Consider the following 23575-nt stretch of genomic DNA (forward strand, 5'->3'; position numbering starts at 1 on the left):
ATACGCGCAGGTTGTCGAAGGCGGCTTCAGTCGTCAGCGCGCCGTTGTACAGCTTCACGGCGTCCACGACGCCTCTTCGGACCCGCATGTCCCAGGCGCCTGTTGTCGGATAGCGCACCCCGTCCATGCGGGCATGCCACCTGCTGTCCTTCCAGGCGATGCGCAGGCGGTGCCAGCGGCCGGGTACGTAGCGCGCGCCGGTGTCTATCAAGGCCCCGGCCTGCATCACCCGGACGCGTCCGTCGCGGTCGAAGGCCCACTCGATGCGGTTGTTTCCCAGGGTGATCTTGGTGCGCTCGCCGGTGCCCTGGACCCTGACGTCGACCTCGAACACGCCGGCAGCCAGGGCGGGCAGGGTGCGCTCGGCCACGGCGTTGTCCACGGAGAGGGCCCCGCCCTCCAGGGTGATCGCGTTGCGCGGGCTGTTCAAGGTCCTGCGCCACGGTCCCGCGGCGGCGAGCGCGTCCCAGTTGCCGTATTCGTCGAAGACCTCGGCGACTGCCTTCGACGCCGCGGCGCCGGTGAAGGCCGCCACGGGCCGCATCTTTCCGTAGCCCATGACCGTGGACGTCACCGTGCCATGGGCGTCCCGCGATTCGACCAGGTTGCCGTAGGCGTCGTAGCCGGTGGCCACCTGCCGGTCGATCCACTCGCCCGTACCCGCCTGCCCGTCGCCGTTCCTGTCGAGCCATACCGCGGTGGTGTCCGGCATGACGATGGCACCGCTGTTGAACCGTCCGTAGCGGTATCTCGTGGATTGCAGCCTCCTGCCGGATCCGTCCTTGACGGTGACCACGCGGGGCCGGTCTAGGATATGGGCGCGCTCCAGGAACACGTCCTCGGGGTCGCCTGAGCTCATCCCGGTGACCACGATGTCTTTGGCGTACACCCTGATCTTGCGGTACACGGCCTGCTGCGGCTTGTGCACCGCGGCGCGCAGCTCGAGGCTGACGCGGGCGCTGTCCGTCCCCGACGGCACGGGCACGAGGACGTCGAAGGTTTTTTCCTGCGGATCGGGCAGTCCTCCGCCTGCGGGCACATTGTGCGTGAACGAACCCGCCGCGTAGGAACCGCCGTCCTTCCAGTCTACGGTCACCACGGCGCGGGCGTACATGTTGCCCGTGCCCTGCAACTGGTCGGTCCCGAGGACGCCTCTGATTCGAAGGACGTCATGGTCCGTCACGGCGAAGCGGCGGCCCTCGAAGTCGTAGACGCCCACGCTCTCGATGCCCGAGTCCGCGTTCAGGAACGCCTCCACCGTGGCCGTGGGCGGATCATCCCGGCTCAGGAAGGCGGCGTGGACCCGGTCGCCGGCCGACAGGGCCGTATTGAGGACCGGCTGTCCGAAGGAAAGGGTCACCGGACTGCTCGTCACCTGGTCGGCGTGATAGCTGGTCTCGGTAACGCGTAGCGTATGTGTACCCGACTTGAGTGTTTCGTTGGCAACAAGGCCGTTCCTGGCGTTGTGCGTCCGCACGGTCGTAGTGCTCACCCTGTCCCTGGTGGTGGTGAGCGTATCGGCCCTGGTCCAGTACGCCTGCTGGGGGATGCCCCGGTGGTAGTACCACTCCCAGTCGCCGGTCCAGGTGCCCGCCGCCGTGACCCGCCAGTCCGTCCGCTCGCGTTGGATCACGGTTCCGGTGGCGTCGTAGTAGGTGGTTTCCTCGAGGAGACCCCGGCGTATGTCGCGTTCGGACTCATGCTTCTTGTTCGTGGCCGAGAGGCCCAGGGCGTTAAGGTCGGCCTCGCCCACGTAGTCGCGCCGTATCTTGCCGTGGCCGCCGGGCAGGACCTCGTCCACCACGGGGAAGGTGATGCGCCGCATGCGCCTGCTGTCGACGGTATCCATGACCGGGACGGTCTCCACATAGGTGAACGCCGTGGTGTCCGGCGGGACCGGCCCCCCGCTGCCGTCGGCGTCCCATATCCGGTGTTTGATGCGCCGCGAACGCGCGAAGAAGGCCTCGTCGAAATTGATATGTTTGGCCCAGGTGGTGTCGGGTTTGGGAACCTGTTCGTAGCCTATCTGAAGCTCACCGCCCGTGGGCGTGACCATCTTCGTCATGCGGTAGCTGTCCGCAAGGGTGTTGGTGAAGCGGTACGGCGGCAGCTGGTCCGCGGCGGCGCGTCCCGTGCCCATGACGGCGATCTCTTCGAGCAGGAGCGTGCGCGCGTCATCGCCCGAGGCCACCGCGGGCCGGGCCGGACCACCGTTGGTGCCGTCGTAGCGGAACACGTAGCGGGCAATCTGATTGCCATCAGGAACTGTGGCGGTCAGGGCCCCGTCCGTGACGGTCAGGGCGTCGAGGCGGTGTGCGCTCGAAAGACCGTCGTACATCCGGTAGCTGCGGTTGTCATTGATCAGGTAGTGTCCGTAGGGCAGGGTCTCGCCCGCGGGCGTATCGAAATAGTTGTCGTAGGTGATCTTCACCGCCGAGTCGGCGTTGAGCGGCGTATGCGTGGCGATATGGATGTCGGGCCTGGCGCTCGTCTCGGTCCTGATCTTCCTTGCCACCTTGCCGTCTGAACCTGCGAGGATGACCTCCGAGAGGTGCGCCGTGTTGAACGTCTTGACCACGATGAGGTCGTTGAGCGTGCCGCCGACGGTGATCCCGTTGGGAAAACGCGGATCGATGTCGGCGTTGTCCAGCAGGTTGCGGAACGACCGGGTGGCTTCGGCGCGTTCCCCGGCGCGATGGCGCACCGTGGTCACCGGGCCGTCGGAGGCATACCGGAACCGGATCGTGTTGCCGGCCTGGTCGCGGATCTCGGCCAGGTTCCACTGGTACACCAGTTCGGGCTGCATCTCATTGAAACCTCCCTGCTGCACGGCGCCCCCCTTGACGGTCTGGTTCATGCCGTAGTCCCGGCCCGCGATCGTAACCGCGCCGAAGGTGTAGATCAGGCCCGATACGGTCTTGACCGTCCAGGTGGAGGAAAGCGGCGCCGACCGGTCGTAGTTCCACCTGATGTCCATGAAGCGACGGTTCTCGGCGTAGTACACGTTGGTGGGAGCCCGGGAGGAGCTCGTGCCGGTGGAACGGGTCGATTCCTCCAGCTGTCGCACGAGACGATGCGAGCCGCCGGGCAGCACCAGGGACAGGTTGAAGGAAAAGGGATGGTTCACCGGGCTGCTCAGGTCCGTCAGGTCGTAGCCGCCGGTAACCCTGATCGCGCCGAACTCCAGGTTCCAGCCCAGGCCCACCCACGTGGCGTTGTTCAGCGTCACCGTGCCCTTGCTGATCGTGGACGTCTGCTCCGCAGTGCCCAGCTTGATCAGCCGGTCCGTGCCGGTCACCGCGCTGCTGTAGCGCATGGTTAGAGGCAGGGACATGCCGCCCGCGCCCTCTACCTCGCCCAGCGGCAGGACATAAGACCAGTGCCCTGAGAAATAGTCGACCTGGTCCGCGTCGACAATGCCGGAGAGGCTGTCGAAGTCATAGGCGCTCTTGGAAGCGTCCGCGGGCGTCTCCTGGCCGCTTGCGACCAGCGCCGACATGGTGAGCAGGACGATGCCGATGAGCGTCCGGGCGATAAAACAGTGCATGGGTCTTTGCATGATGAACTCCTTTATATATGGATATAGCGGTTTTGTGGTTGAATGATGCGATCGTCGGTATCGTTTGCATGATCCGGCTGCATCCGGTCACGGCGGTTTCCACGGCATATGGCGGGCCGCGTTCCCGGCGGTCCCCGGAACTGGCTGATAAGGGACGGGCGCCTCGTGAGACGGCGGGCAGGCATCGTATCTCTGGTAAGACGGCGGGTGCCGGCGGAAAGCGCGGACGTGATGCGGCCTTGCAGGGGAGTGCCGGTGCCCGAACCTCAATGAAAAGCCGGCAGGCCGCGCCGGCGTCCGGCCTTGCTCCTGCGAATCAGATTCTGGATGTGAGATTGCGGTTCTTGCGGACATGGAAAATCCCCGTGCGTGCTTTCTGCGATCAGAAGTAGCACGGGGATGCTGAAGGTCCGCGGGGTGCGGGTCCGCTGAAGGGACGCGAGGGTATTCTGATGCGGCCAGTCGTTACGCCCGTGTCATGGGCATGATGATATACTATATATATGATTAGTAATTGTCCAAGCCTGTTTTTTAAAAATCATTATTACTGCCATTCCTGGCTCTGATCTTTCGACGCTCCCCGGTTTCTTGCCCTGCACCTGCGGGGCGCGATCTACCCAGCCGGCATATCCTTGTGACACTCCCGCAAATCCGTTGACGCAACGGCCTCTTCCGCTTAGTTTTCCCATTATTTGCAATTCCGGAATCTCATTGCAAAAGTTCCATCCCCTCACCCCGCGGAGCCCCCGTGAACGTCATCTGCGTCTGCCTGGACACCTTTCGCGCCGACATCATCGGCCCGGGCAGGAAGTACAGTCACGCGCACACGCCCAATCTCGACGCCTTCCATGGCAGCGGCATCCGGTTCAACCGCGCCTTCGGCGAAGGACAGCCCACGCTGCAGGTCCGCCGCGCCCTGTTCACCGGGATGCGCAGCTTCCCGTGGCGGTACAACTTCGATCGGCGCGGCCACTGGCACCATGCGCCTGGCTGGCACAAGATCCCGCCGGAGCAGGACACGATCGCGGAGGTGCTGCTGGAACGGGGGTACCTGACGGCCCTCATCGCCGATACGTACCACATGTTCAAGCCCACCATGAACTTCTCCCGGGGTTTCGCTCACCTGGATTTCGTGCGGGGCCAGGAATCGGACAACTGGAAGAGCGGCGATCCCGCGCTGGTCGAGGCGCAGTTCGCCCGGCACGTGCGAGCGCCCGTGGACATGTCCCGGCACGCGGGCCTGGTCAACTACCTGCTGAACCAGCGCCACAGGAAGGACAAGGACGACTACCAGTGTGCACGGGTGTTCAACTCGGCCTGCGCGTGGCTTGCGGACAACCATACGGCGGGGCCCTTCTTCCTGTGGGTCGACAGCTTCGATCCCCACGAGCCCTGGGATCCACCGCCGGCGTACGCCGACCGGTACTTCGAACACGACGGCCTCGATTTCATCGTGCCCGGTCCCGCTTACGCGGTTGACGGCTCGGGTGGTCCAGGGGGATCAGACGGGTCAGGCGAGTCAGATCGACCAGGCAGTCCAGGCGGCCCAGGCCGACCATCGGAAGCGGAACTCCGGCGCATCGAGGCGCTGTACCTCGGGGAGGTCACCCTCGTGGACGAGTACGTGGGCCGGCTGCTGAACGCGGTGGCGGACCTGAACCTCCTCGATGAGACCATGATCGTGATCCTGTCGGATCACGGAACCCAGTTGCTGGACCAGGGGAGATTCGGCAAGGGGCCGGACGAATTGCATCCCTTCAATACCCGGCTCAACCTCATGATGCGCGTACCCGGCGGACCGACGGACGTTGACGTGGACGCCTTTGTGCAGAACCATGACCTCATGCCGACTTTGCTCGGTCGGCTCGGGGTCCGGGCGGACTGGACGGACGGGGAGGACCTGTGGCCGCTGGTCACGGGTGAGAAGGCCACCGTCCGTGACCGCATCGTGACCGGGTGGGCATCCTTCGTCACGGGCAACGCCGTGGGCCGGGCCAGCGTGCGGGATGATCGCTGGAACTTCTGCACGTCGGTGGGCTACGAGGACGAGGCGGGCGATGAGCTCTTCGATCTGGAACGTGACCCGGAAGAGCGGCAGAATGTCGCGGGATCGCATCTCGACATCGTCTCGGCGCGCCGCGGCGACGTGGAGGCGGTCCTGGGCCAGCCCCTCCCCGGCCGGATGGTGGAGGTATGCGATCCCGCCCCGGCGCCCATGACGCACTGGCTGGAGCAACGGTTGCGGAAGGGGCAGGACTGAACCGCGGATTGAACCACCGGGGGTATGTTTCGGTATCGGCATCGGTGGCGACCGTACCGGCCTGAGGATACGAAACATATCGACATCGGCGCTGACGGCGCCGGCCTGAGGATACGAAACACATCGACATCGGCGCTGACCGCGCCGGCCCGAGATACGCGATTCATGGGAACCTGGGGATTCACACCTCATGTACAATTGTACAATTGTACAATTGAGTCGTCATAAAGGATCATCATGCGGTTAGCGAACAAGGCCGCCATCGTAACGGGCGCAGGGGACGGGATAGGACGCGGGATCGCGCTGGCGCTCGCCCGGGAAGGCGCCGCGGTGGCGGTGTGCGACATTAACACCGAAACCGTTGCGGAGACCGGCCGCCTGGTCGCGGACGCGGGCCGGCCCGTCCTGGTGGAGTCGCTGGACATCACCGACCACGGCCGGGTCAGATCCTTCGTGGACGATGCGGCTTCCCGGTTCGGCCGGATCGACGTCCTGGTCAACAACGCCGCCATCATGCCGGTCAGCCCCATCGAGGACCAGGATGAGGAGACCATGTCCCGCATCCTCTCCGTCAACCTGCTGGCGCCAGTTGTGTTCAGCAAGTACTGCATTCCGCATATGCGGGCGGCAGGCGGCGGATCGATCATCCACATGGCCAGCGTGACGGGCCATAACGGCCATCCGGGCGTGGCCGTCTACGGGGCGACGAAGGGCGGATTGATCGCCCTGGCGCGGGGCCAGGCCATGGAGCTTGCCGAATACCGGATCAGGGTCAACACGGTTTCGCCGGGCACGGTGGATTCGCCCATGCTGCACAACTTCGTGAAGGAGAACGCCGGGGACCCGGAGGCGGCGCTCAGGGCTTTCGACCGCCTGCACCCCATCGGCCGGGTCGCCACCATCGATGAGGTCGCCAACGTATTCGTGTTCCTGGCGAGCGACGAATCCAGCGACATCACGGCGACGGACATCCGGTGCGACGGCGGCTACGCGGTCCAGGGCCGGCAGCCGACGGAATAGCGGCAAGGAACGATTCGTCCGTCTTCAGCCGCCTGGCTACGCGGTCCAGGGCCGGCAGCCGACGGAATAGCGGCAAGGAGAACCTATGTCAGTAGGGGTTTGCGCATACTCGTTCAACACGGGATATGACGCCTTTCAACTCATGGACATGGCCGTCGAACACGGCCTCGTCGGTGTAGAGTTTCCAGCCGAGGACTGCCTGCCCGATCTGTCCCCGGCCTCGCTGGAGCGAGCCCGTGCCCGTGCCGAGGAAAGCGGGCTGTTCGTCGTGGCGGACGGCGGCCAGGTCGAGGGCGAAATGTTGCGGCGTCTGATTCCCGCGGCCGCGGCCCTCGGCGCCCCTACGTTGCGCGTGGTCATGAGCGGCGTGCTCGGCGGCGACCGCCGGCCGCTGTCGGGCCGGTGGAGCGCCCATCTCGCCGGGTGCCGTGATATCCTGTGCGAGGCGTTGCCCCTGGCAGAAGAACACGGGGTCGTCATCTCGGTGGAGAATCATTCAGACGCCACGTCCCACGACATGCGCTGGCTCTGCGAAGAACTGAACAGCGCGTACATCGGCATCACGCTCGATGTGGGCAACGTGCTGGCAGTCTGCGAGGAACCCTTCGGATACACCGAACGCCTCCTTCCGTATCTGCGGCATGTCCACCTAAAGGACTATACGATTCATCCCTCCGACGAGGGATACCGCATCGCGCGGTGTTCGCTGGGCAGCGGCGTGGTCGACTACCCCGGCCTGCTTTCCCTGATCGACGGATACCGGGGCCAGCGTGGCCAGCCTGGATCGGAGGGCGCGCAAGATCGGCTAGCTCAGCACGACCAGCGCGGCCCGGCGGATCAATCCGGCCCGGCGCCCCAGCACGGCCCGGCGGGCGAGATCACGAAAACCATCGAGCTGGGCGCCATCTACGCCCGGCATGTGCGCATGCTCATGGAAGACTACTGGGCGGAATACCCGGATCGCGACGTCAGGGACATGCTGCCGTTTCTGCGGCTGTACTGGTCCCACGTCCGCCCCGGCGGGGAAGACTGGCGCACGCCCAGGGAGAAGGACGAATCCATCGAGGCCCTGAAGGCGTACGAGACGCGGGAGTTCGAAGAAAGCGTCGCCTATCTGAAGGAAATCGGAGCCGTCCGGACAGACTCCGGCACATCCTGAACCGAACCAGGCAGGTCGATTCATGAGCTTCTCCTTTCATCCCGGTGACCATTTGAAAAGAAGGCGGTTGAAATGAACATGGAACGCCTGGACCAATCCGACATGCACGGATCCATCGGATCGATACCCGACCAGATGGAGGCGGCCTGGAAGGAAATGGCGGGACGCACTTTCCCCGACGCCTGCCGGGATGTCCACCACGTGGTCGTGGCGGGCATGGGCGGATCGGCCCTGGGCGCCCACCTGATACAGGACGTCTTCCGCGACCGGCTGCGCGTGCCGGTAACCATTGTATCCGATTACGCGGCGCCTTCGTGGATCGACGAGCGGACGCTCATCGTGCTGTCCAGCTATTCCGGCGGCACGGAAGAAGTGATGGCCATGGCGGAATACGGCGCGTCCAGGGGGATACCGATGATCGCCCTGACCACGGGGGGCGAACTGGAATCGTTCGCCGCGCGCCATGGGCTGTCGGCCGTAGTGTTCGGCAGCGAGCTAAATACCTGCGGTCAGCCACGGATCGGCCTCGGCTACGCGGTCACCTATCTCCTGGCGATGTTCCGGCAACTGGGGTTCGTGGAGCTTGCCGGAACCGAGGTAACGGGCGCCCTCATGCTCCTTCGGGAGACCAACCCGGTCTACGCGGCGCCCGGAGCGGAGAACCCCGCCTATGAACTAGCCTGGGCTACGCGGGGGAAGTCGGTCCTGATCATGGCTTCCGAGCATCTCACGGGCAACGCCCACATCCTGGCCAACCAGTGGAACGAGAACGCCAAGAACCTGGCCGCGTGGTTCGCCATACCGGAACTGAATCACCACCTGCTCGAAGGCATGACCCACCCTGGGGAGCATAGGGACGGGACCGCCGCCGTGCTGATCCAGTCCGGCCTGTACGATCCGCGCAACCGGCGCCGCCACGAGATCACCCGCACGCTGCTCGAGCAGCAGGGGATCGCGTGTTCCGTCGTAACGCCCCGGGGAGAGACGGCGCTCGAGCAAGCCTGCGATCTGCTCCTGCTCGGCACCTACGCCAGCTTCTACCAGGCGCTCTTGAACGACACCGATCCGTCGCCCATACCCTGGGTCGATCAGTTCAAGCGACTGATGGCATCCAAAGACGGTAAGGTATGAGTGAAATCGTCACCTACCTGCGGGGAAAGACGCTGCTGATCACCGGCGCCACCGGTTTTCTTGCGAAAGCGGTCGTGGAGAAGATCCTGCGGTGCGCCCCGGAAGTCGGCCGCATATACCTGGTCGTCCGGTCCCGCCGCAGGAAGGACGGCACCACGCTGTCGGCGCGGGAACGGGTGGAGGAAGAGATCCTCCAGTCCGCCGCCTTCGCCCGGCTGCGCGAGACCCACGGCGATCGTTTCGCGGAGGTGATGAATGAAAAGGTCCACGCCGTCGAGGGCGATCTTACCCTGGACCACCTCGGTCTGGAGCCGGACCTGTATCGCCGGATCGCGGCGGAAGTCGACGTCGTGCTCACCTGCGCGGCTTCCGTGACCTTCGACGAAGAAATCGACGCCGCCCTCCAGCTCAATACCCTCGGCGCGCGGCGCATGCTGGATTTCGCCAAGTCGTGCGGCGACGCCACGCTGGTTCACGTCTCGACGGCCTACGTCAACGGACAGAGCAAGGGACGGATTCCCGAAGCCCCGCCCCGACCGGACTGGTCCATGGCCCAGGAAATGGGGCGAAGCGACGCGCCTTTCGACCTGGAACGGGAAATCCGGGACATACTCGCCCGGGCGGATGAGATCCACGACGACTCCCGTTCGCCGGGACAGCAGGAGCGTTTCAGGAAGATGGCGCTGCAGCAGAACCCGAGCCCCACGCAGCGCTGGCTCGACGCCCAGATGGAGACCTTTCGCAAGCGCTGGCTCAAGGAACGGCTCATCGAAGAGGGCATGCGCCGGGGGCAGCAGTGGGGTTGGCACGACAGCTATACCCTGACGAAGGCCATGGGCGAACAGTTGATTGTCAAGCACCGGGGCGACCTGCCCACGGCCATCATTCGGCCGTCCATCGTGGAAAGCGCGCTGGTCGAGCCGGAACCGGGATGGATCGAGGGGCTCAAGGTGGCCGACCCGCTCATCGACGCGGTGAGCAAGGGGCGCCTGCCGGACTTCCCCGGCCAGAAAGACATGATCGTGGACATCATCCCGGTGGACATCGTGGCCAACACGACCCTGGCGGCCATGGTGCGCAAGGCCCGCGAAGGCGGGATCGGCGTGTATCATGTATCGACGGGCGACCGGAATCCCGTCCTCTTCCACCAGGCCTTCGAATATTCCTACGAGTACTTTCAAAAGAACCCGCGCCTGAACCGGAACAACGAGCCCATACCGATCCAGCGGTGGACCTACCCGACCCTTGGCCAGTTCCGGCGCCGGTACAACCTGCGCTACGTCTACCCCCTGAACGCCGCGTTGTGGACGTTGAACCGCTTCACCCGGATCACCTTGCTGAACAACCTGAAGCGCAGAATCACCGTGATGAAGTCGGCGATCTCGCGCATGCTGTACTACGCCGCGATCTACAGTCCCTACACGTCCCTGGAATGCACCTTCGAGACGGACCGCACGGTCAGGTTGCACGAGAGTCTGGATCCGGAGGACCGGCTGCTCTTCAACGGCGACGTATCCAGGATCCACTGGAAGACGTATTTCCAGGAGATCCATATCCCCGGCCTGAAACGCCACGTGCTGAAGACCGATGAGCCGAAGCCCGCGGTCACGGAAGAAGAGGAGGTGGCGGAGCGGTCCGGGTTCGCCCAGGCCGGAGAGGACGCCCTGCCCCATCTCGATACGCTGACGGACATACTGGCCAAGAGCGCGGACATGTACGGAGACAAGACCGCGCTGCAGATGCCACGGGACGATGGCTGGATCCGCTATTCCTTCAAGGACGTATTCGCCCTGGCCGGGCACATCGGCTGGCAGTGGCGGTCCAGCGGCCTGCATTCGGGTGACCGGGTCTTGCTCTTCTCGGAGAACCGGCCCGAATGGGGAATCGCCTGTTTCGCCGGGATGGTGGCCGGGGCCGTGCTCGTGCCCGTGGACCGCCGCTCGACGCCCCAGGAAGTATGGCGCATCGCCCGGTTTACCGAAACGAAGGCCATTCTCTGCACGGAGAGCGGTCACGCATTGCTCACGGCGTCGGCTGAGCCCGGCGGCGAACCGGCTGAGCCCGGCGGCGACGTCATGTTCTGGAACATCGAAAACTACGGACTGCCGTTCGACGCGCCGCGAAGGTCCGCGTCGCCCGTCACACTGAACGAGGAGCCGCCCCCCTGGGCGCCGGTGGATCCCGATACGCCGGCAGCCATCATGTTTACCCGGGGCATGGCGGCCGAATCCCACGGCGTGGTCCTGACCCATCGGAACTTCGTTGCGAACCTGCTGTCCCTTGCCGAGATCCTGCGCGCCTACCGGACCGACCATTTCCTTTCCCTGCTGCCGATGAGCCAGGCCCTGGAGTTCACGGGCGGCTTCCTCATGCCGTTCTACGCGGGGGCGACCATTACCTATACCACGTCGGTAAGGCCGCGGTCCCTGGTCGGCCTGATGGATGAAACCGGGGTCAATTGCCTGATCGCTGCGCCACGGTTATTCGGGCTGTTGCACGGGTCGCTGCGACAGACGGCCGAGAAAAACGGCGAAAGCGTCGTTTCCCGCATGCGGCTGCTGGTCAGCGGCGGCGGCACGCTCGATTCTGATCTGTACCACGCCTACCGGGAGATCGGCCTGACGATCCACGAGGGATACGGGCTCACGGAAGCGGCCCCGGTCGTTACCGTAAACCCCATGGACCGAAGCAAGCCGTCCTCCGTCGGTGTAGCCCTGCCGGCGGTAGACATTGAAATCCAGGCCCCCGACAAGGAAGGCAACGGCGAGATCATCGTGCGCGGGAACAACGTCATGCAGGGGTACTACAGGAACCCTACGGCGACGGAGAACCGCCTCCGCGGCGGGTGGCTTCACACGGGGGACATCGGGCGCATCGACCGTGACGGCTATCTGTACATCATGGAGCGCCTGGGCCAGGCAACCGGGTCCACCGGCGCCGCCGGGTCCACCGGGTCTGCCGGGTCTGCCGGGTCCGCCGGGCCCGCCGGATCCGCGCCAGGAGGCCCGGAAGGAGCGGCCGGTCGACGGGCGGGACGCTTCGTAAACGGCCGGGAACACGCCGCGACGGCCTTCTTCGACGTGGACGGCACCATCGTGGACGCTACGATCGTACACTACTACGCATTTTACAGGACCTGGGGGTATTCCTCCCTGCGACGCCTCCTCTGGACCATTGGATTCCTGCCGAAAGTCCTCTATTACATCGTCCTGGACAAGATCAGCAGGAGCCGTTTCATCCAGGCGTTCTACCGGCAGTACCGGGGTTTCGGTCGCGGGGAATGCGTTTCGAGGAGCGAACAGCTTTTCGAAAAAGTCATGCGTCCACGCATGTACGCCGGGGCCGTCGATCGCATTCGGGCGCACCAGCAACGGGGTGAGCGCGTGGTCCTGGTCACCGGGTCCCTGGATTTCGTCATGGAGCCGCTGGCGGATTACACCAAGGCGGACGACCTCATCGCCCTTTCCATGAAGGAAGACGACGGCCGGCTGACCGGGGAGACGGAAGGCCCGCCCATCGGTGACGAGGCGAAGGCCCGAATCGTCCGGGATTACGCCGAGCGCCGCGGTATCGACCTGGCCCGGTGCTATGCCTATGCCGACAGCAGTTCGGACGAGCCCATGTTGAGCGTGGTAGGGCACGCCGTCGCCGTGAACCCCGGCGGGAAGCTGAAGAAGGCCGCCGATGCCGGCGGATGGGAAGTCGTGCACTGGACCCATGTATGAAAGCCGTACAGTACATCAAGAGCGTACCCCGGTACCTGTTCGTCCGCACCCTCGGCCACCGGCGCCCCCGCTCGGCCACCGGCGCGCTGTCGTGCATCCGCATGGCGGACGTCGATCCCCCCTCGCTTCCGACGCCTGAATGGATGCGGGTCAGGCCGCTGTTGAGCGGAATCTGCGGATCGGATCTTTCCACCATTCGGGCGAAAGGCAGCCCCTATTTTTCGCCCCTGATCTCCGCGCCTTTTGTCCTGGGTCACGAAGTGGTAGGCGAGGTGGAGGAGACCGGTGCAGGTCCCGGGGACGTTTCCCGGGGCGACCGCGTGGTGATCGAACCCGGACTCTGCTGCGCCGTCCGGGGAATCCACCCTCCTTGTCCGTCCTGCAGGGAAGGAGACTTCGGCCTGTGCGAGATGGTCACGCACGGAGACATTTCCCCAGGGATACAGACGGGGTACTGCAGGGACACGGGCGGTGGATGGAGTACGTCTCTGGTGGCGCACCCCTTCCAGGTCCACCGGGTGCCCGATCGGCTTTCCGACGAGGAAGCGGTCCTGGTCGAGCCCTTCAGCTGCTGCCTGCACGCCGTGCTCAAGTCCTTCCCCGGTGACGACGAGACCATCCTGGTGATCGGCTGCGGCGCCATCGGACTCCTCACCATCGCGGCCGTCCGGACCCTCGGCGGTAAGTGCCGCATCCTCGCCGCCGCGCGTTATCCCCATCAGCAGGCCCTGGCGGCCGCCCTCGGCGCCGACCGCGTCATCGGCCGGGGCGAAGACCTCTACGATACGGTCAGCGAAGTGACGGGGGCGGAGATCCACCGGCCCGAGATCGGGAGGCCCGTATTCATCGGCGGCGTGCGCCGGACCTTCGACTGCGTCGGTTCGTCGCGCACCATCGATGACGCGCTACGGCTGACCGGCTCCGGCGGCGTCGTTACCGTCGTGGGCATGCCGGGCATTCCCTCCGGGATCGACTGGACCGCGGTGTGGTACAAGGAATTGAAGGTGCAGGGGGCCTACGCGTACGGGACGGAGGAACACGAAGGCCGATCCGTCCGGACCTTCGACCTGGCAATGGATCTGATCGCGTCGGAGAAGGTCGGCCTTAAACCCCTCGTGACAGACCTCTTCCCCCTGAAGGAATACCGGAAGGCCATCGGCCGGGCCCTGGAAGCCGGCCGGCACGGCGCCGTCAAGGTGGCCTTCGACCTGAGAAACGAACCGGGGTCGTAAGTGAGTTGGGCGCCGCCGGCGCTATCAACTGAAACCGCGCGAATCGGAGCACACTCGTGCCCTACCTGAAGTTGTTGCACGCAAAAGACCCGCAAGTCCATGTCCTGTCGAGGGATGTCACTACCCTGGGCCGTTCCGGCGAGGCCGATATCGCCATAGGCGGCGACCGGGGCGTGTCGAAGCTGCATGCGCGTATCGAACCAGAGGTGTCGGGCTACGCCATCGTGGACCTGGACAGCCGGAACGGGACCTACGTCAACGACCATAGGGTTGGGGGCGAGCCCGCCCCGTTGCTTCCGGGTGACCACATCCGGATCGGCCGGACGATCCTGGTCTTCGAGGCGGGAGAACATGCAGGAGCGGGGGCCGCGGCAGGCGCGGACGAACCCCCGGCGCAACCGTCCCTCTTCCGGGCGGATCAACTACCCTATACGCTGGCCGGCAGTAAGCCGGGTCGCCGGCGCGGCGACGCCGGCGGACAACTGCTGAAGCTCACGGCACTGAGCAAGGCCGTCATGACAGTGCGCAGCGAAGCGGAACTGGGAGACCTCGTGACCCGGCGTCTGCTGGACTGGCTGGACGCGGACTGCTGCGCGGTCGTCCACCCCCGGGAGTCTGAAGTAGGGTACGAACTGGACGTCCGCGCCCTCGCCACGCGAACCGGGGAGGAAGACCGGGAGATCTCGATCAGCACGACGGCGGTGAATCAGGCCCTGGAGAACCGCATGGCGTCGATCACGACCAACGCCATGGAGGATGACCGGTTCAGGGACCGGCAGAGCGTCATCGTCCGCGGGCTCGCGTCCATACTATGTGTGCCCCTGTGGCACGAGGACCGCGTGTTTGGCCTGGTGTACCTCGATTCTTCGGATCCGACCGCGCGGTTTACCGTGGATCATCTCGGCCTGGTCAGCGCGGTGGCCAATCTGGCCGCCATAAAAATCGATAATCTGCGCCTGTTCGACGCCGCCGTGGCACGGAGCGCGCTGGACAAGGAACTGGCCCTGGCCGGCGAGATACAGGCGGGCCTGCTGCCGGGCGAAAGTTATGCCTTCAATGCGCTGGCATGCGCGGGCGCCCATGTATCCTGCGAGGAGATCGGCGGGGACTACTACGATTTCATTCCCTACAGCGACGACGTTCTAACGGTGACGATCGCCGACGTGACCGGCCACGGTCCGTCCAGCGCCCTGCTGATGGTCGCGTGCAAGACCATGCTGACCACGCTCATCGACATCGGCATGCCGCTGGTGGAACGCGTCGGCAGGTTGAACGAATACATGATACACCATTCCGCGGGGAGCCAGTTCATTACCTTTTTCCACGCCGATATCGATACCCGGACGAAAACCTTGCGTTATTGCAACGCCGGGCATAATCCGCCCATGCTCCTGTCGCGGGACGGGCCGGTTCAGAAGCTGCATTCCGTTACGCCGCCGTTGGGGATCGCCGCAGTTTCTTTTGAGAAGGAAACGGTACGGTTTGAACCCGGGACCAAGCTGGTCATGTATACCGACGGCGTCACCGAGGCGGCCGGCCCCGACGGCGAACTGTACGAAGAACGCAGGCTGGAGTCTCTGCTCGCGGAGCACAGGCATCAGAACGCGCGGGATTTGAAGGACACCGTCATGGCAAAGGTGTTCGATTTTTCCGCGGGATCCAGGCAATGTGACGACGTCACCTTGGCCGTGGTGGAACACACCTGACGTCCCCGTCCCGGCGGATTTCAAGGATTCCGCCGGCGTCCAGGCGGCGTGCCGTCTAAATCCAGCCGTGATCGATGTTTACCGGCGTGCCGGACTGCTGGTGCGTCCAGTTTCCACCGCTGGCCAGCGGGATTTCCCTGCCTGAAATGGATGACTGTTCGGCGGCGAACAGGATCTCCATGATATGGCGGCCCCATTCCCCCGGCGTGGGCGGCTCTATGTCATAGCGTATCGCCTCGATAAACCCCTTCCACTCGTTGTACATGGGATGGGGCGGATCGTCGAAGGGCACGTCCTCCCACTTGTTGCCCTTGCCTACCCTGACGTACTTCTCGCCGGATTCGCAGAAGCGCAGCGAACCGTTGGCGCAGATCACCTGGCATTCGTGGTTGGGACCGCCATCGGCGTAGCCGACGGCCACCGCCACGCCAGCCGTGCCGTTCTTGTAGCGGATGAAGGCCGTGGCGGAGTCGTCCGCGGCCTGGTAGTGCGCCCGGTTGCCGATGGAGGCGGAGACCGAGACCGCCTGCGAGGCCATGACCCAGGACAGCCGGTCCACCACGTGGACCCCGTTGGTCATCCACATGCCGCCGCCGTGGTACCGGCTGCGGTACTGGGGCCTGCGGCCACCGTACCCCCAGTGCTTGGACATGTAGCACACCGCCGTGATGGCCGGTCCCAGGACGCCGGAATCCAGGATTTCCTTGGCCTTGACGCTGGTTCCGTAGAAATGCTGCGTCAGCCCCACCATGAGCTTGACGCCGTTGGCGGACGCGGCGGCGATCATGTCGTCGCACTGGTCCAGGCTGATGGCCATGGGTTTCTCCACCAGGACGTGCTTGCCGGCGTTGCAGGCGTCCACGGTCAACCTGTGATGCAACTGGTGGCCGAGGACGACGGCCACCGCTTCGACTTCGTCGTCCGCCAACAGCTCCGTGTGGGTGGCGTACCCCCTGGGTATGTCGTACTTTTCCATGTATTCGCGGCGCTTATCCTCGAGCAGGTCGGCGACCGCCACGATCTCCACACCGTCCTGGTTCGCGATGGCTTCGCAGTGGGATCGCGCGATCCCGCCCAGTCCGATGATGCCGACACGCAGGTTAGACACGGGCGATGCTCCTTTGATGGGTGCATGGAAGTGGGTCGGCGGCGGTGCGGACTGCCCTTATCGCCGGTATGTTCTTCGTTGCCAGCTGTATCAGGTCTTTGTATTTTAACCGAAATAAAAGTCGACGAGCACGAATCAGTGACTGTTCAAAAACGGAGGGACATCATGGTTTTTGCTTTTGATCTAACTCAATTCATCTTCCTGGCAGTTGGATTGTTAATCGGGTTTATGGCAGGACGGGTTTCCCTGGTATTGGGGATATCCTTCCGGCGGATCAACGACAATTAATATATGCCGCCGTGAATCCCGGACCGGCCGAGTTCGAGCAGACGGCGACGTGTATTAACACTGTAGCTTAAACGGGTGTACCTTTTGAGGTTGAACACTACAATTCGTTTTCTGTAATCTGTGCGATCCTCATCAAGTGTGCCTGCAATCCACGTTTTAGAGTTGCATTCCCATGAACCGGAACCGAAATGCGGGCGACTTCTCCATCTTTGGCATAAATGTGATGACTGCCATTAATTCGTCTGAGTTGCCATCCGTGAAATTCAAGATCCGCCTTCTTCGGCTCGATGTACAATGACTTTGAGTTTCATCGTTCTCCTCGTGTCCCGATTGCGGAAATCACTTCTGCCCGAACCCCGCCATACCATCCTCCAAAACGGAACGTCACGTGCTAGTTGCCTGATGCCTGGCACAGCATAGTGGTCTTTATCAACTCACCTTGGTAGCGCGCCTTCAGACCGCAATGGCGAAGCGATGTGATTATAGTACTACGGTAATTTGTCGGCTGTCAGTTGACAACCGTAAAACGCGGTCGACAGTATCAATTTCTCTCAAACCAGACCGTATGCCTAAAGTGGATCGTTGACACTACTCCCGGCATATGGTCCACATTCCGGGGCAAGTTCAGGTCGCCGTCTTTAGCGGCGTTTTTCGCTCGTTTCGACCAATAGACCGGTGTTGTTCGAGTTTCCCGACAACCCGAGGTGATAGAATGCGATTTCCTTCGGTGCTCGGCAGGAGGTATCTGATAGGTTGACAACCGGGAAGGAAAACACCAAACTTCTGTCACCATAAAGGCATACCATCCGGTATTTATCGGTTCTTGTCATCCGGTCACAACTGACCCCGTGACCTGACAAATTCGAACGCCCAGGGAGCGAATCATGAATCATGTCCGAAAGTACCGACGCATGGGTAAACCAGCCCGCAGCCTGGCCCTCATCGTCCTCATCCAGTTGACCACCCTGACAGCCTACGCCCAGTACATGCCGGTCGGCCCCGATGACGTGGTCGACCTTTCGCCGGTCATTTCGGGGCGCCACTACCAGTACTGGCCGGGCGGCCAGGTCCACCACCAGCCCCTGGTGGTGCCGTACATTGTCCACGGCGCCAGCCCCTGGGCGTCGGACCTGATCATCCTGGACGAGAACACGGCGACGCAGACGGACACCCCGGCCCACATGATGCCGCCCCAGCACAGCGGGCTGCCGAACGCCCATTACTGGGGCGAGTTGACGGTCGAAAAAGTCCCGGCCTGGCAGCTGGTAGGCGAGGTGTACAAGATCGACGGCCGGTCCATGCTCGACCAGGCGCCGGCGGGCGTGAGTCCCCTGTTCACCACTGAGCTCGTCAAGGCAGCCGAGGCAGCCCACAGGCCCATGGGACCGGGCGATGCCGTGCTCTACTGGAGCGGGTACGACGACCGCCACGACCGGCCCGCGCCGAACGACCGCCGCCTGATCGTCGAACCCGTCGCCGGGACGGTACCGGGATGGCCCGCGCCGGATTACGACGCCGCGGAATACGTGGGCAGCCGAGGGGTCTGGCTCATGGGCATCGACAGTCCGAGCATGGGCGGCCTGGGTCCGCCCCGCTACACGGCGCCGGGTCCCGAGGGCATGTTCGAGAACCCCCTCGCGCTGGAAAGCCATCTCGGCCATTTCAAGTACGGCGCCGTCCACACGGAGGGACTGATCAACCTGGACAGAACCCCTAACGGTTCCCTGTACATCGCCCTGCCGGTTAAACACGAGAACTCCCCTACTGTCGAGACGCGGGCCGTCGCCATCACCAACCAGCCCCTGGCCGCGCGCCTGCTCGAGGCCGTCAAGGCGAAACGCGTTGTCGATCTCTCCGTGACGCTGTCCATGGACCGCCCTGTCTGGTGGCCGGGCCGCGGCGTGGGCCGCCACGTCTTTCCCTATTCGAGGGTGCAGCCCGTGAACTACTTCGATGGGCCCTTCGGCCCCTACTGGGTCAACACCCACATCATGGACGCCCACACCGGAACGCACGTGGACCCGCCCGCGCACTACGGCCCGCCGCCCGGTTTCGACGTCGCCGGATATGACGAAACGACCCGCGCGGCGCTGGGGGACTTCGAGGCCGGGCACGGTCCGCTGAAGCGCACGGAGATGACGACGGAGAAGGTCCCGTTGCACCACTTCATGGGTCCCGCCCGGGTCGTCAACGTGCAGCACCGCGTGGGGGCGACCTCCCGGGATGACTGGCCGGCGTCGCCGGTCATCGAGTTGGAAGACGTCAGGCGGCATGAAGATTTATACGGTGATATCGAGGAGGGGGAAGTCGTGCTGTTCCACACCGGTCACACGGACGCCCACTTCCGCCGCTTCGAGCGGGGCCGCGCGGACCAGAGCGTGAAGGCGCCCCTGGACGGCCTGTCCGAGGGCTGGCCGGCGCCGGGTGCGGAAGTTATCACCTACCTGGCAGGGAAAGGCGTGAAGCACGTGGGCATCGACGCGCCCGACATGGGATCGGTGAATGCGGTGGAATCTATGAAGACGCACTGGGCGGCAGTGAACCACGACATGATCTTCACCGAGTATCTGATTGGCGTAGGGCAACTTCCGCCGAAAGGCGCGTTCTACGTCTTCCTGAGCCCCCGGCTCGAAGACAACCACGGCGGACCCGGAAGGGCCATCGCCATACTGCCGTAAGGCGGCGTCTTACGAATCGTCCGCGTCCCGCCCCACCCCCAGGGCGTCCGCGACGCGGTTGATGTAGTTGAACCAGGACGCGATCAGGGTGATCTGCAGGATGGCGACGTCGTCGAATTCCACGGACCGCAGCCCATCGAGATCGGTTTTCTGGATCTTCGTGGCATCCTTGGTGAGCCGGATGACGAAATCCAGCATCGCCCGGTCCTGCACGCCTAGCGGCGCCTTTTCGTAATCATACTTGATCGAATCGACCAGTTCGCCGTCCAGCGTGACCCGACGCAGAAACTCTGCGTGCGAATCAATTCAGTAAACGCATCGGTTGACCGCCGAGACCGCGGTCGAGATCATCTCGTGCTGCCGGCGGGTCAACGGGAGGTCGGGCGACAGCAGCACCCCGAAGGTGGCGAAGGCGTGGTGCAGCGCCTCCGGAATCAGCGAATGCGACGCCACGATGCCGGAAGTGCCGTCGTCGGTGGGATGCACCGGCGTGTCGTACTCCGCCGGATAGAGCGCGCGTTGCGCCTCGAGGGCCGCGAGCAGGCGTTCGTCCCCGTCTGTCGCGGAAACGGTCTTAATCCATGCCATGGTCTTCTCCTGTCTGCCTGTGCCGCGTGGACTGATTTCGGAACACGAGATAGTACACCGGTATCCCCAGGGCGGTCACGCCGACGCCCAGCATGGCCTGCAGCGGACTGTGGCCGAAGAGCAGCACGAGCAGGACCGCGGCGAGGATCAGAAAGACAATCGGCGTGACGGGATAGAAGGGGGTTCGGTACGGCGGCATGTCGGGCTGTCTGCGGCGGATCACGAACAGGCCCGCCACGGTCAGGGCGATGAACAGCACGGCCACGAAGATGAAATAGTCGAGGATCTGGCTGAAGGTCCCCAGCCACACCAGCACCGAAGCAAGTCCGCCCTGGATGGCGATGGCGCGGTAGGGCGTTCCGAAGGTGGGATGGACCGCGCTGGCGAAGCGGAGAAAGACCCCGTCCCTCGCCATGGCGAAGTATACTCTCGGCGCCATCAGCAGCAACCCGGTGAGGCTGCCGGCGATCGAAAGAATGACCACGGAGGAAAACAGAATGCCGCCGCTGCGGCCGAAGAGCACTTCACCGGCCTGCGCGGCGAAGGTCTCGTCGCTCGTGACCTGGGATACGGGTACGAGGTACATGAAGACGGCGCTGGGGGAGATATAAGTCAGCGGTACGATGGCCACCGCCAGCAGCAGCGCCCCGGGCAGGGTCCTCGCCGGATCGCGGATTTCTCCGGCCACCTTGTTCAGGTCCCACCATCCCGCAAAGGCGAAGAAGGCGCCCACGATGCCGCCGGCAAGGGCGCCGAACAAAGGACCCGAATCCGCCGGCCGCTCCACGAAAGGCGTGAAGTTCGACCAGTCGCCGAGTCCCAGGCCGAACCCCAGGATGGATATGACCGCGAGCACGCCGACTTTGAACACGGTCAGCAGGACGATGATCCAGGCGCCGATGCGCACGCCGTAGATGTTGACGCCCGTAAGGACGACCAGCGTGGCGATGGCCAGCAGCTTCATCGCGACCGGATCCATCGGGTATATGTGGCCCGCGTAGCTCGCCAGTCCGGTCGCGAGCGTCGCCGTGATGCCGGGGTCGAGCACCATCAGCGACATCCACCCGTAGAGAAAGGCCGTCGGGGTGCCGTAGGCTTCGCGGAGATAGATGTATCCGCCGCCCGCGTGGGGATAACGGGAGGCCAGTTCCCCGAAGCAGAGCGACCCGCACAGGGCCATCCCCGCCATCGCCAGCCAGATGGCCAGCAGCAGGAGGGGCGATCCCAGGGACTTGGCCATCCCGGCGGGCACCAGGAAGATACCCACGGCGATCATGCCGCTGATGACCATGGCCGTGGTCGGCCAGATGCCCAGTTGGCGGCGCAGATTAGCCGTGGTCATTACGTTGGCTTTTCAGATACGGGATAACGGCTGTTTCCTCACACCAGTTCGGGCTCGTTCTCGATCCGGCTCAGCCAGTAGTGATTGTCGAACTGGTCGTCGCCGGTCAAGAACCGCCAGAAGTGGATCCGGTTGACATGTTCGATGCGTTCTTCGTTCCCATGCCAGGGCTGGTTCGTGCTCAGGATGTGACTGACTTCCGGGTCGTCTATATCATCCGTGTTCCACAGGCGAAGCTGCCGGACCGTGGGATTGAGGCGCAGCTTGAACATGTATCGCATCTGGCCGGTGCGGTTCGGTTGCGCGCAGTGCCACATGCCGTGATGGAGGACGATCACCGTCCCGGCCTTGCACACCATCGGCACCTGGCCCACGAAGTTGTGGTACCGGGCGATGTCGGATTCGCTGATCCGGCGGTAATGGCTTCCGGGCAGAATCAGCGTCCCGCCCATCTCCCGGGGCGTGTCGTGGGCGAAATACATGAACTGGATGTCGAAATGCAGCCGCGTGTCGATTATGGCGTCCGCGTGCCAGTGCTGTCCGAAATGGTGGCCCGCCGCTACGGTGTGCACGGCGTGGTGATCGTATAGCGGATCCGGTCCGACGAGACTGTGAATGATGCCTTCGATTTCCGGCAGCCTGAACACCCGTCCCACGGCCGCGTCCGGCCATATGGCGCTCAGAGGCGATCCCGCCTCTTCCCGGGGAATGGCCTGGTTGTCCATTTCCGCCTTCACCGCCCGGTTCAGATCGTCGGGAACCAGTTCGTCGAAACGGAGATACCCTTCCGCGACGAACCGGGCCATCTGCTTGGAATTCAAAAGATGCGTCCTGTCAGCCATCGACCACCTCCATTTTTTCGAGTATGTACTCGTACTTGAGATAGGACACCTGGTATTCCGTTCCCGGGTAGGCCGGGTACTGCTGGGGAAACTGGACGACCCGCCAGCCGTCCCGCATGGCGTCCACAACCGAGCCGTAGGGCGGACTCGTATCCCCGCCGGAGTCCGCGGCGTCACCCGAAGTATGGCGTTCGTCGGCGGGCGAGGTCCCGTCGAATTCGGACCAGGCCACGACGCCGGCATGCAGGTCGGGGGTCCGCAGATAAAGCACCAGCAGTTTCTGGCGTGTTTCAGACATGAAGCTCCCTTTCTGGTCCTGCGTCTTTCAGTACGAAAACGTCATTCATGGTCGGATCCGTCACGCGGTTCCGGTGATGCGCGCAATCGTGCCGGTGGTGGACATGCCGTCCAGTACGGGCACTCTTTCCACGCGGCCGCCGTACCCCTCCACCACGTCCCAGCCCACCACCTCCTCGTGTGCGTAGTGGCCCCCTTTGACGAGGACATCCGGCCTGAGCAGATTGAGCAGTGGGATGGGCGTCGGTTCGTCAAAGAGGACCACGTGATCTACGCAGGCCAGGGCGCTGAGCATGTAGGCCCGCTCCGTTTCGTCGTATATCGGGCGTCCCTCGTCCTTGATTGACCGGACGGACGCGTCGGTGTTGATGGCCACGATAAGCAGGTCGCCGAATGACCGCGCGGTCTCTAACAGATGGACGTGGCCGGGATGGAGCAGATCGAAACACCCGTTCGTGAATACGACGGTACCGCCCTTCCGCCGGGTGTGCTCCGCCGCCTTTGCAAGTTCATCGCGGCCGATGAGTTTGCCGCGGGTCTGCCGAGTGTGCATGACTGGCCACAGGATACCGTTAGCGATTCAAGCGGGTCGTCCTTGATGTAATATCGCAGGAGTCGGGCCGTGTCAACCGAAATAACC

At 64.0% G+C, this 23575-nt stretch carries 17 protein-coding genes; 8 read left to right on the forward strand and 9 right to left on the reverse strand.

Translation table 11 applies throughout. From position 1 onward, the window contains the following. Positions 1-3559 (reverse strand): hypothetical protein (locus OXG98_00965; protein ID MCY3770583.1); only part of this gene is annotated, 3559 nt, incomplete at its 3' end. A 748-nt stretch (positions 3560-4307) separates the two neighbouring features. On the opposite strand from OXG98_00965, the gene OXG98_00970 reads away from it, so the two are divergent. The 7 genes from OXG98_00970 (at position 4308) to OXG98_01000 (ending at position 15792) form a co-directional block, all read left to right on the forward strand. Further along, positions 4308-5819 carry a sulfatase gene (locus tag OXG98_00970; protein ID MCY3770584.1) on the forward strand — a complete coding sequence of 504 codons (1512 nt, stop codon included), beginning with the start codon at positions 4308-4310 and terminating at the stop codon, positions 5817-5819. 237 nt (positions 5820-6056) lie between these two features. Beyond that, positions 6057-6839 (forward strand): SDR family NAD(P)-dependent oxidoreductase, encoded by a 783-nt coding sequence (locus tag OXG98_00975; GenBank protein ID MCY3770585.1) that lies wholly within the window; start codon positions 6057-6059, stop codon positions 6837-6839. 85 nt (positions 6840-6924) lie between these two features. After that, positions 6925-7998 carry a sugar phosphate isomerase/epimerase gene (locus OXG98_00980; GenBank protein ID MCY3770586.1) on the forward strand — a complete coding sequence of 358 codons (1074 nt, stop codon included), beginning with the start codon at positions 6925-6927 and terminating at the stop codon, positions 7996-7998. A gap of 72 nt (positions 7999-8070) precedes the next feature. After that, a complete protein-coding gene (locus OXG98_00985) occupies positions 8071-9129 on the forward strand; it encodes a hypothetical protein (protein ID MCY3770587.1) in 1059 nt (352 codons plus the stop codon). Next, positions 9126-12854, forward strand: a complete 3729-nt coding sequence (locus OXG98_00990) for an HAD-IB family hydrolase (protein ID MCY3770588.1) — start codon at positions 9126-9128, stop codon at positions 12852-12854. Before OXG98_00985 ends, OXG98_00990 begins: the two co-directional genes overlap by 4 nt. Further along, entirely contained in the window at positions 12851-14086 is a 1236-nt protein-coding gene (locus OXG98_00995) for a zinc-binding dehydrogenase (GenBank protein ID MCY3770589.1), read from the forward strand. Before OXG98_00990 ends, OXG98_00995 begins: the two co-directional genes overlap by 4 nt. A 56-nt stretch (positions 14087-14142) precedes the next feature. Next, on the forward strand, positions 14143-15792 hold the full coding sequence (locus OXG98_01000) for a SpoIIE family protein phosphatase (GenBank protein MCY3770590.1): 1650 nt from the start codon (positions 14143-14145) through the stop codon (positions 15790-15792). Between the two features lie 55 nt (positions 15793-15847). Here the strand turns inward: OXG98_01000 and OXG98_01005 are convergent, their stop codons facing one another. After that, the gene (locus tag OXG98_01005) at positions 15848-16900 is read right to left on the reverse strand and encodes a Gfo/Idh/MocA family oxidoreductase (GenBank protein MCY3770591.1); all 1053 of its coding nucleotides are present in this window, start codon (positions 16898-16900) and stop codon (positions 15848-15850) included. A gap of 385 nt (positions 16901-17285) precedes the next feature. Beyond that, complete coding sequence (locus OXG98_01010; protein ID MCY3770592.1) at positions 17286-17483, reverse strand: type II toxin-antitoxin system HicA family toxin; 198 nt, start codon at positions 17481-17483, stop codon at positions 17286-17288. A gap of 589 nt (positions 17484-18072) precedes the next feature. Here OXG98_01010 and OXG98_01015 point away from each other — a divergent pair. Beyond that, a complete protein-coding gene (locus OXG98_01015) occupies positions 18073-19866 on the forward strand; it encodes a cyclase family protein (protein MCY3770593.1) in 1794 nt (597 codons plus the stop codon). 9 nt (positions 19867-19875) lie between these two features. On the opposite strand, the gene OXG98_01020 is transcribed toward OXG98_01015, so the two are convergent. From OXG98_01020 to rfaE2, 6 genes are all read right to left on the reverse strand, one after another. Further along, on the reverse strand, positions 19876-20064 hold the full coding sequence (locus OXG98_01020; protein ID MCY3770594.1) for a hypothetical protein: 189 nt from the start codon (positions 20062-20064) through the stop codon (positions 19876-19878). A 108-nt stretch (positions 20065-20172) separates the two neighbouring features. Next, positions 20173-20454, reverse strand: coding sequence for a hypothetical protein (locus OXG98_01025; GenBank protein ID MCY3770595.1), 282 nt, complete (start codon positions 20452-20454; stop codon positions 20173-20175). After that, positions 20441-21796 carry an amino acid permease gene (locus OXG98_01030; protein ID MCY3770596.1) on the reverse strand — a complete coding sequence of 452 codons (1356 nt, stop codon included), beginning with the start codon at positions 21794-21796 and terminating at the stop codon, positions 20441-20443. The genes OXG98_01025 and OXG98_01030 overlap by 14 nt, the downstream gene beginning before the upstream one ends. A gap of 38 nt (positions 21797-21834) precedes the next feature. Beyond that, positions 21835-22638, reverse strand: a complete 804-nt coding sequence (locus OXG98_01035; protein ID MCY3770597.1) for a phytanoyl-CoA dioxygenase family protein — start codon at positions 22636-22638, stop codon at positions 21835-21837. Beyond that, positions 22631-22936, reverse strand: a complete 306-nt coding sequence (locus tag OXG98_01040; protein MCY3770598.1) for a hypothetical protein — start codon at positions 22934-22936, stop codon at positions 22631-22633. Before OXG98_01040 ends, OXG98_01035 begins: the two co-directional genes overlap by 8 nt. 60 nt (positions 22937-22996) lie before the next feature. Further along, a complete protein-coding gene (rfaE2, locus tag OXG98_01045; GenBank protein ID MCY3770599.1) occupies positions 22997-23488 on the reverse strand; it encodes a D-glycero-beta-D-manno-heptose 1-phosphate adenylyltransferase in 492 nt (163 codons plus the stop codon). Positions 23489-23575: the final 87 nt, after the last annotated feature.

This window comes from Gemmatimonadota bacterium, from assembly GCA_026706345.1.
Lineage (GTDB): Bacteria > JAAXHH01 > JAAXHH01 > JAAXHH01 > JAAXHH01 > JAAXHH01.

Excerpts from the sequence above, each read along its gene's own strand:
- OXG98_00975 (MCY3770585.1), top strand. The coding sequence starts at position 6,057 with ATGCGGTTAGCGAACAAGGCCGCCATCGTAACGGGCGCAGGGGACGGG.
- OXG98_00980 (MCY3770586.1), top strand. The coding sequence starts at position 6,925 with ATGTCAGTAGGGGTTTGCGCATACTCGTTCAACACGGGATATGACGCC.
- OXG98_00985 (MCY3770587.1), top strand. The coding sequence starts at position 8,071 with ATGAACATGGAACGCCTGGACCAATCCGACATGCACGGATCCATCGGA.
- OXG98_00990 (MCY3770588.1), top strand. The coding sequence starts at position 9,126 with ATGAGTGAAATCGTCACCTACCTGCGGGGAAAGACGCTGCTGATCACC.
- OXG98_00995 (MCY3770589.1), top strand. The coding sequence starts at position 12,851 with ATGAAAGCCGTACAGTACATCAAGAGCGTACCCCGGTACCTGTTCGTC.
- OXG98_01015 (MCY3770593.1), top strand. The coding sequence starts at position 18,073 with ATGAATCATGTCCGAAAGTACCGACGCATGGGTAAACCAGCCCGCAGC.
- OXG98_01020 (MCY3770594.1), bottom strand. The coding sequence starts at position 20,064 with ATGCTGGATTTCGTCATCCGGCTCACCAAGGATGCCACGAAGATCCAG.
- OXG98_01025 (MCY3770595.1), bottom strand. The coding sequence starts at position 20,454 with ATGGCATGGATTAAGACCGTTTCCGCGACAGACGGGGACGAACGCCTG.
- OXG98_01030 (MCY3770596.1), bottom strand. The coding sequence starts at position 21,796 with ATGACCACGGCTAATCTGCGCCGCCAACTGGGCATCTGGCCGACCACG.
- OXG98_01035 (MCY3770597.1), bottom strand. The coding sequence starts at position 22,638 with ATGGCTGACAGGACGCATCTTTTGAATTCCAAGCAGATGGCCCGGTTC.
- OXG98_01040 (MCY3770598.1), bottom strand. The coding sequence starts at position 22,936 with ATGTCTGAAACACGCCAGAAACTGCTGGTGCTTTATCTGCGGACCCCC.
- rfaE2 (MCY3770599.1), bottom strand. The coding sequence starts at position 23,488 with ATGCACACTCGGCAGACCCGCGGCAAACTCATCGGCCGCGATGAACTT.